This is a genomic window from Nocardia cyriacigeorgica (assembly GCF_005863245.1).
Lineage (GTDB): Bacteria > Actinomycetota > Actinomycetes > Mycobacteriales > Mycobacteriaceae > Nocardia > Nocardia cyriacigeorgica_C.
The window spans coordinates 108,871-117,103 of sequence record NZ_VBUT01000014.1; the positions used below are offsets into that span (position 1 = coordinate 108,871).

Here is an 8,233-nt window from a genome sequence, read left to right on the forward strand (position 1 = left end):
TCGGTGCGGTGCACGCCGGTGACGTGCGATGCGCCGGGATGATCCCGAGCTCCGAATCCGGCAGTCCCGCCGGGGTGTCGCCCATGGTGCCGCCGCCCAGCAGCCGGAACACCTCCACCGCGTGTTCGGGCCGGACGATATCGGAGTCGGCGATGATGTTCAGGGTGGGTGCGGTCAGGGCGCGAACCTGTTCGGCGGGCACGGTCGGCACGTTGGCGTCCATCTCCTTTACCCGCGCCACGAGCTTCGGAAAGTCTTCCGGCCGCGGCGCATCGGCGAGATACGCGACGTGAAACGGGCTGCCGTGCAACATCTCCGGCTGCAGTTCGGCGATGCCCTCGAGGGTGCCCGGGTGCAGGCCGTCGGGGCCCAGCCCGCCCGACACCAGCACCAGCTTGCGCACCACGTCCGGATGGCGGATACCGATATCCAGCGCGACACCAGCACCCATGCTGTAGCCGAGAATGTCGGCGCGCTGGATGCCGATCTGCCGCAGCAGCACGGTCGTGTCCTCTGCCATGGACCCGGTGCGCAGCGGTCGCTCGATATCGGCGGTGTGCCCGTGCGACTGCTGTTCGACGGCGATGACCTGGCGTCGTTTCGCCAATTCCGGTATGAGCGAGCCGAAGTCGGTGCTGATGCCGGACAGGGCGCCGTGCAGCAGTACCACCGGTGGTTGGTCGGTCGGCTGACCATGCACCTCGTAATACATGCGCAGGCCGTTCACATCGGCATAGCGGCCGGGGACGGGCTGCTCGGTTGTGGCATCGGCGCCACTCCCGCAGGCGGTGAGAACTGCGGCGGAAGCGGCGGTCACAAGGGTGATCAGAGTGCGTTTGAACATGTCGGTGCTTTCGGTAGGTGGTCGACTGGCGCCTCGTGCTCCAGTCGATCTTGTAGACGGACTGTCATGGCGACACTCATCGCACACCGCAGAATTCGGAGCAGTGCCTCGTCCGAGCCGGATCGGCTACTTCGCGGGCTGCCAGATCCGCTCGCGAGTCTGCGGAACGTGCACGCCGTGACCGGACACCGGTCAAATCAGCCCATATCGCCGGACCCCCTCTCAGTGGGCCCGTCCGCGCGGGCGAGCGCCTGGGTCGGAATCAGCACGGTTCGACTTACCCGCGTCGGCTCGCCGCGCGGTTGCTGGACGTCAATCGCGAATGAGCACGAGTACAGCCGCTGCGATTACCAACCGCATCCCGCCGAGGCCGTGGCTGTGACATTCTTCCGCTCTATTCAACGTCGGCGACGAGTTTGTTCTCGGTAAGTGAATTCTCGGCTGCTATGGAGTAGCCGGAAAGTGTATACGCCGCAGCGCAATTGCCGTTCGGGTTCCTGAAGTCTCTTCTCCGATCAGAGCTGCGCGCGGTGGATTATGAAGCGGATCACGGCACCTTCGCCTCGGATGGTGGGCGGCCCGGTCTGCTGGTAGTTTTCCGAATCATCCAAGGGGGCGAATCGCTGAGGATTCGCTCTGAAAGTTCAATCCTCCCATACATATTCATGCCGCCTATTCCGTTCGGAAACGGGTGGCGAACACTCGTCTGCTCGCTGTCGATTTCTCGGTGCGCATTTCACCGTGGAAATCGGCGCGCCACCTGCTGGAGCTGTCATGACAATCGTCGGCGCACCGCCGCCCCGGGACGTGCGGATCGCTCCGCGCGCTCTCGCCCGGGATCGCGCCCTACTGACCGGATACTTCGTGGGGCTCGGTGTCGTCACCGCCGTGTGGGGGACCCGGATCCCGGCCGTTCAGGAAGCGGCCGGACTGGATACGGCGGGTTTGGCGGCGGTACTGCTGGCGGCGGCCGTCGGGATGGTCACCGGCCTGCGCGTCGGTGGGCAGATCGCCGCACGTCACGGGCTGCCCGCGTTGTTGACGGGAGGCGGCTTGGGTTTCGCGGTGAGCCTGGCGCTCCTCGGAACCTGCCGTACCGCTCTCGCGGCCGGTGTCGCGGCGCTGATCTTCGGGGCCGCGCACGGTGTGCTGGATGTCGCGGCCAACGCCGCAGCCGTCGACTGCCAGCGGGCCTACCGGCGCCCGATCATGTCCGGCCTGCACGCGGCCTACAGTCTCGGCGCGCTGGGCGGAGCCGTGGTCGCCGCGGTGACGGCGCAGTGGCCGCACACCTATCTGTTCGTCGGCGTCGCCGCCATCGCGATCGTGGCGACCGTGGTGGCGGCGCCGATCACCCGCGAGATCGGCGCGCTGGTCCCCGACGATGAGCCGGCACGGGAGAGCACACCGTCCCGCTCGTCCCGAGTCTGGCTGCTCGGCGCGCTGGCGGCCGCCTGCCTACTCGGCGAAGGCGCCGCCGCCGACTGGTCGGCCGTGCACCTCACCGATCTCGGCGCCTCACCGACGCTCGCCGCGGCGGCCTTCGCCGGATACAGCGCCGCGATGGCCGCGGGCCGTCTCGTCGGCGACCGGCTGACCGCCCGGTTCGGAGCTTCGAAAGTCGTGCGCACCGGCGCGATCCTGGCGGCGGCCGGACTGCTCGCCGGTGTGCTGAGCGCCGAGATCACGGTGGCGCTGACCGGCTGGGCGCTGTTCGGCCTCGGACTGTCGGTCACCATCCCGTCGCTGTTCAGCGCGGCCGGTTCCGGTGGTCCGCGCTCGGTCGCGACCGTCGCGGTGACCGGTTACCTCGGCCTGCTCGCCGGGCCCGCGGTCATCGGCGTCCTGGCTACCGCGACGACCCTGCCGTTGGCCCTCATCCTGCCCGCCGCCCTCGCCGCAACCGTGGCGTTCCTATCGCCCCGAGCCCTGGAGAACAGATGACCATGGAAACCTCGCACCAGACCGCGGAACTCGACGCGGTGATCTTCGACTACAACGGCGTCATCGGCCTGCAACCCACCCTCGCCATGTGGGCCGAACTGGCCGACCTGGCCGGTTGGCCCGCCGACCACCTCGAGGATTTTCAGACCACGTTCTGGAGCGCTCGCGAACCCTACGACTCCGGCGCCCTCGACGACGCGGGCTTCTGGACCGCCGTCCTCGGCGACCGCCCCGACCCGGCCCTACTCGCCCGGCTGCGTGCCGTCGACGCCGCCATGTGGACCCACACCGACGACCGGGTCGTCGAGCTGCTGCACCACATCCAGCGCGCAGGCCTGCCGATCGTGCTGCTGTCCAACGCGCCTCACCCGGTGAGCGAAGCGCTCGATGCCGCCGCGTGGCGCGCCCTCATGGACGATGCCCTCTACTCGTGCCGGCTCGGGATGAACAAACCACACCCCGACACCTACCGGAAAGCCCTCGCCGCCACCGGCGCCGCAGACCCCGGAAGGGTCCTGTTCATCGACGACCGCGCCGACAACTGCGCGGCCGCTGCCGAGGTGGGTCTACGCACCCTCCATTACACCGGTTCGCCGACAGCGATCGAAGACCGCATTCGCCCCGCGCTCGCCGCAGTGTAAGAAACCGGAGTCGGCGCCGGCGGCGGCGGGTTCTATCCGGCACCCGCGGATTGTGAGATGTGCGCGCGTACTTCTGGTTACGGGTCCACGAATGCACCGGCGGTCGAACCGGTCCGATCACTCCGACCGGAACGGCCGCCGCCGACGCAACCCGAGACGGGTAGCCAAACCGCCCGCCGCCAGACGAAAGATCGTCCCACCGCCTCGAACAGGTGCATCCTTCTCCGAGGCGAACCAGATCTGAAAGTTCCTCGGGCTGAACGGAAGCGAAATATGCTCGTGCGTAATCGCCCACCGGCTGTCCCATCGCCGCAGGCACACGGTCTCCCGCACCCATATCGACAACTCGATCCCGCCCCTGTGCCTGCCCGAGTCCAGGTGCAGCATATTGGCGAACGCGACATCGTCATCCGCAACCACAGTCAGGTCGTGCGTTTCCAATCCGATAGGTCCTTCATAACCGTCGAACCATCGCACGAAGTTTCGTCGTACCTCGCCGGTTCCCGTGAATCGCAGTGGTGCGACGGCATCGTAGTAGACGATGTCAGGCGCATAGAACGACATCAGCCGATCGATATCCTTCGACCGCTGCGCATCGGTCCGGCTCTCCAACAGCGCCCTGATCTCCGCCTCATGCGAACCCATCGTGTCTCCGTTCGAGTCTCCGCCCACAGCCACGCTCCTATCGGCGGCCGGTGGTTTCAGGAGTCCGACGACGCACTCAGGTCGAATGTGAGGTGTGTGCGAGGACGGCACCGTGTCAAGCCCGAAAGCCGAACATGGTCCTGCAGGGATACGTTCGGCTGTCGGAGATTCGCGACACCTACCGGAGAAGCTGCGCTTGCCGAACACCCCGGTCAGGTCTCGCCGAGCGAGCGCGGTCAGATGACGACCGTCGACGCCCCCACTGCGGGAACGACGCCATGCTGTCCGTCGCTGCACGTCACGGCGAATCCGCCCGAATCGACCCCGACGTCGCGCGGGATTCCCTCCGAACCACTGGTCGATGGGTAGAGTTGGTGGCCGAAGACCGACGGTGAAGTGATTGGGGGAGTGCGGAATTGTCGTGGATACCGAATCAGGGGGTTTCTGATCGCGCCCCGGCTGTGGTGCCCGATATCAGCGCGATGGGTCCCGGCTTCGCGACCTGGACTGTCGAGGCCCCTCCGGCGCTGTTCATCGACCGGGACGAGTTGCTGGCGTTGGCCCGTGAGGTCGCCGAGCGGGAGCGTGACTCACCGGCGGTCATCGCGTTGAGCGGTTTGTCCGGGATCGGCAAGACGATGTTGCTGCGGCGGATCGCTGCCGGGTTGCGCGATCTGTTCGACGTCGGGTTGACCGTCGATTTCGGGCAGTTGCGTCATGACGGTGCGGTACCGATGGCCGATGTCGTTGCGGGTCTGCTGGGCGATCTCTTCGTCGACCAACGGTGGATACCAGCGGATTTGGAGGGGCGGTGCCGCAGATTCCGCCAGGTGACCGCAGGGCGGCGGGTCCTGTTGCTGCTCGACGGTGTATCCGATGCGGCGCAGGTGGCGGCGCTGCTTCCCAATTCGCGCCATGCGATGGTGGTCGCGGTCGGTGACGTCGCGGTGGAGGAACTGGCGGCGGACGGCGCGATCGTGCGCCGAGTCGTGGGATTGGGAGCCGAACACGGTGTGGAGTTGCTGACACGATTGGTTGGCGATCGCGCGGCAGCTCACCCGGACCGGGCTCGGCGACTGGTCGAGTTGGTGGGCGGTTCGCCTCAGGTGATCAAAGTCCTCGCGGGCTCCCTGCGCTCGCGGCGCGGCCCCTCGCTCGAGGAATTGATCAACGATCTCGACGGAAGCGCGGTGCCTACGGGAACGGCGCACCGGTCATCCTTGCTCGACAGTGAGTTGCGTGAATTGTTCGCCAACGTCTACGACTGGTTGCCACTTGATGCAGCGCGGCTGTACCACGTGCTGGGGCAGTTGCCGGGCCGCACGATGTCGGTGCGGATCATCGCCGCAGCACTCGACGCGCCGGCGTCCGAGGTAGAACGATTGATCGGCGTACTGGTCGATGGCAATTTGCTGGAGGAGTCCGGTGCCGAGTTCCTGATGCCGGATCTGGTCCGCAGGCATGCTCGATTGGTCGCAGCCACCGGCGAGGACCCTGCCGATATGGACCGAGCTGTCGCCCGAGCTATTGGTGCTTGGGTGGAAGACGCGGTCGCTGCCGATTTCGCCGTCGTCCGTGATCGGTTCCGGGTAGGCGGTGTACGTCCGGTACCGGAGGCACAGGCCTTCGGGTCGGACAGCGAGGCCATGGCGTGGTTCGCTGAGAAGCACGAGGATCTGCTCGCCGTGATACGAGCGGCGTCGGCACGGGAACTGAACACTCAGGTATGGACCTTGTTCCAGGCGATGTGGCCGTTCTACAGCAGTCACCCCAGGTTCCAAGCACAACGGGAAGCCGGTGACCTGGCTGTTGCGGCGGCCGCCGCGGATGGTGATCGCGCTGCCGAGGCGAGGGTTCTGTGCTTTCGGGCAAGGGGTTTCATGGAGGTCGGAAACTTCCGGGCCGCTGGTGCCGATCTCGACCGAGCCACGGAGCTGAGCCGGGGCGAGAACGGGCCGCTGTTCGCCTCGGTACAAGACTTCGTGGGCCACTACTATTACAAGCAGGGGTATTTCACCGATGCGCTCGCAGCCTTCGAGACCTCGCTCGCGATCAACGAACGACTCGAAGACGGGCGCGGTATCGCGTTGCAGGCGCAGTTCTGTGGCCGGTGCATGGGCCGGCTGGGCCGAGAGGACGAGGCTCTGGACGCCTTCGATCGCGCTGCCCGGATGATCGCGCCGTTCGACGATGCCCGGACGGCGTCGCGTATCGCCTACAGCAGGGCGGAGGTCCTGGTCGCGCTCGGCCGGAAGGCCGATGCCGTCGCCAGTTTGCACGAGGCCCGCACCTTCGCTGCCCGATTGGGACAGACCATGCTGCTGGCCCGTCCGCTCGAGCTGCTAGCCGACGTCGCGGCGGAGGTCGAAGACATCGTGGCCGTGCGCAATTACGTGGCGCAGGTGGTGGAGCTGCACCGGCAGAGCGGCTCGCCGGAGCTGGACCGCTGGCAGCAGCGCCTGGAGGACCTGTCACAGTGACCGGAAAACGACCGTGATGTGGTGGGACCCGTTGGCAACCACCAGGTTCGGCAAATCCGATCGGCCGGGGTGGCGCAGCAGCTGGCAGTGCAGCGCCGAAGCGAGAATGTATGGATCGCCCACTGCGTCGTCGGTATGCGCGTGCATCGCCCGGCCGTCACGGAGCAGCGCGAACAGGGCGCCGGATTCGTCTGGAGCGGCGGCGATCCGGCAGCCGGGAAGTTCGGACAACGTCGCGCTCGCCCAGGTCCGAGCCATGGAGGTCGCCATGGACTGGTCGGCGACCACGACGGCGGCGTTCTGCACGAGTCGTTCATCCGGCGCGTCCGATCCAACGACGAGGTGATTGCCGTCCTGCTGATCGGCAGAGTTGTCCAGGATCGCCGGGTATCGGCTCATGATGGCGACGGTCGGATCAGCGTCGCCGAACTCGATCGCGACCCGGTAGGCGCGGAGCGGGGTGCGGGGAAGCGGCTCGGTGTGGGCCGGCGCCGGCATGATCGGTGGCCACGGCGGCGGCGTCAGGTTCAGCAGCTCGTACATCACCGCGCGCAGCCGGGTCAGCGCCTCGCCGCGGTGGGCGAATACTCCCGCAGCGAGCCGGTCGAGCAGGGCCTCGTCCACGGTGGCGATGGCATCGCGAACCTGCGCGGCCAGTGGCTGCTCCCGGTCCAGCCGCGGGATGTGAGCGCCGAGGTCGGCCATCGAGGTGCCTGCCGGTACCTCCGTGGCGCTGAACGCCGCGAGCAGCAGCGGGCGGCGTAGACCGGTGCTGTAGGCCGAGAGGCTGCCGTGGTCGCTGATCACGCAGTCCGCCGCCGCCAGCACCGGTTTCCATGGTCCGGTCGGTGGAACGATGATCAACCCGGCGGCAGCTGCCCGTGCGAGCCATTGTCGCACCTGCCAGTTGCTGTGAAAGACCCAGACATTCGGATGCAGAATTGCTGCGACCCGGAATTCGTCATGCGGTAGTTGCGCGAGCAGCTCTGTGGGCAGGGAGGGCCAGCGGCCCATCGTCGAATCCGCACCCCAGGTGGAGGCCACCACGATCAGCTCCTGGCCTGGTCGCAGGCCGAGCCACGATCTCAGTCGGTTGCGTTCGCGGGTCAAACCAGCCAGCCGATCCACACAGGGATCGCCGATCACCGCGGCTCGGTCGACCAATTCGGGCGCGGCATTCGCTAGAGCGGACAGCTGGTTCGCATGGGATAGCCCGACTCGGGCAGGTACCGGTCGGCCGTTGTGCCACAACGCCGAAGCGGCGAATCCCGATAGTGTGCGTGCGCCGGTGGCCGGCTCGGAGTGCGGCGAATACTTCTGATATCCAGCGCCGTGCGGGACCAGCAACAGCGGCCCCGTCAGCTCATGCAGATCGCTGTTGTCGCTGGCCGCGAGCACGAGGTGGAACTGTGTGCGGGTGGCATCGTCCCACGAGATGATCTGCGCGCCCATCGCGCGGATCTGTTCTGCCACTCCGGCACTGAATTCGGAGCCTTCATCGACGGTGAACCACACTTCGACACGAAGGTCGCCGGCGAGCGCGGGAAGGATATCGAGAATGCGATCGAGGGAGGGTACCGTCCGGGTAACAGCCAGGACGCGATGACTCGCGCCGATCGTTGCCCAGCGGCTGGCTTGCTGGCTTGCTGGCTTGCTGGCTTGCTGGCTTGCTGGCTTGC

Annotated in this window: 5 protein-coding genes and 2 pseudogenes; 4 read left to right on the forward strand and 3 right to left on the reverse strand. The window is 67.0% G+C overall.

Annotated elements, in window-relative coordinates; all coding sequences use genetic code 11:
- Nucleotides 1-367 precede the first annotated feature (367 nt).
- A pseudogene (locus FEK34_RS31030) lies at nt 368-844 on the reverse strand (alpha/beta fold hydrolase); the annotation flags it as partial.
- Between the two features lie 774 nt (nt 845-1,618).
- On the opposite strand from FEK34_RS31030, the gene FEK34_RS28450 reads away from it, so the two are divergent.
- Together FEK34_RS28450 and FEK34_RS28455 are read left to right on the forward strand one after the other, a co-directional pair.
- Complete coding sequence (locus FEK34_RS28450; protein WP_138452891.1) at nt 1,619-2,788, forward strand: MFS transporter; 1,170 nt, start codon at nt 1,619-1,621, stop codon at nt 2,786-2,788.
- Nucleotides 2,785-3,429 carry an HAD family hydrolase gene (locus FEK34_RS28455; RefSeq protein WP_138452893.1) on the forward strand — a complete coding sequence of 215 codons (645 nt, stop codon included), beginning with the start codon at nt 2,785-2,787 and terminating at the stop codon, nt 3,427-3,429. Before FEK34_RS28450 ends, FEK34_RS28455 begins: the two co-directional genes overlap by 4 nt.
- A gap of 117 nt (nt 3,430-3,546) precedes the next feature.
- Here FEK34_RS28455 and FEK34_RS28460 read toward each other — a convergent pair whose 3' ends face one another.
- The gene (locus FEK34_RS28460) at nt 3,547-4,074 is read right to left on the reverse strand and encodes a YybH family protein (protein ID WP_138452895.1); all 528 of its coding nucleotides are present in this window, start codon (nt 4,072-4,074) and stop codon (nt 3,547-3,549) included.
- A gap of 638 nt (nt 4,075-4,712) precedes the next feature.
- Between FEK34_RS28460 and FEK34_RS31440 the strand changes: the two are divergent.
- Nucleotides 4,713-5,159, forward strand: a pseudogene (locus tag FEK34_RS31440) (hypothetical protein); the annotation flags it as partial.
- A gap of 78 nt (nt 5,160-5,237) precedes the next feature.
- Nucleotides 5,238-6,554, forward strand: a complete 1,317-nt coding sequence (locus tag FEK34_RS28465; RefSeq protein WP_249359695.1) for a tetratricopeptide repeat protein — start codon at nt 5,238-5,240, stop codon at nt 6,552-6,554.
- Here FEK34_RS28465 and FEK34_RS28470 read toward each other — a convergent pair.
- The gene (locus FEK34_RS28470; protein ID WP_138452899.1) at nt 6,546-8,027 is read right to left on the reverse strand and encodes a hypothetical protein; all 1,482 of its coding nucleotides are present in this window, start codon (nt 8,025-8,027) and stop codon (nt 6,546-6,548) included. The two genes, FEK34_RS28465 and FEK34_RS28470, sit on opposite strands and share 9 nt — an antisense overlap.
- Nucleotides 8,028-8,233: the final 206 nt, after the last annotated feature.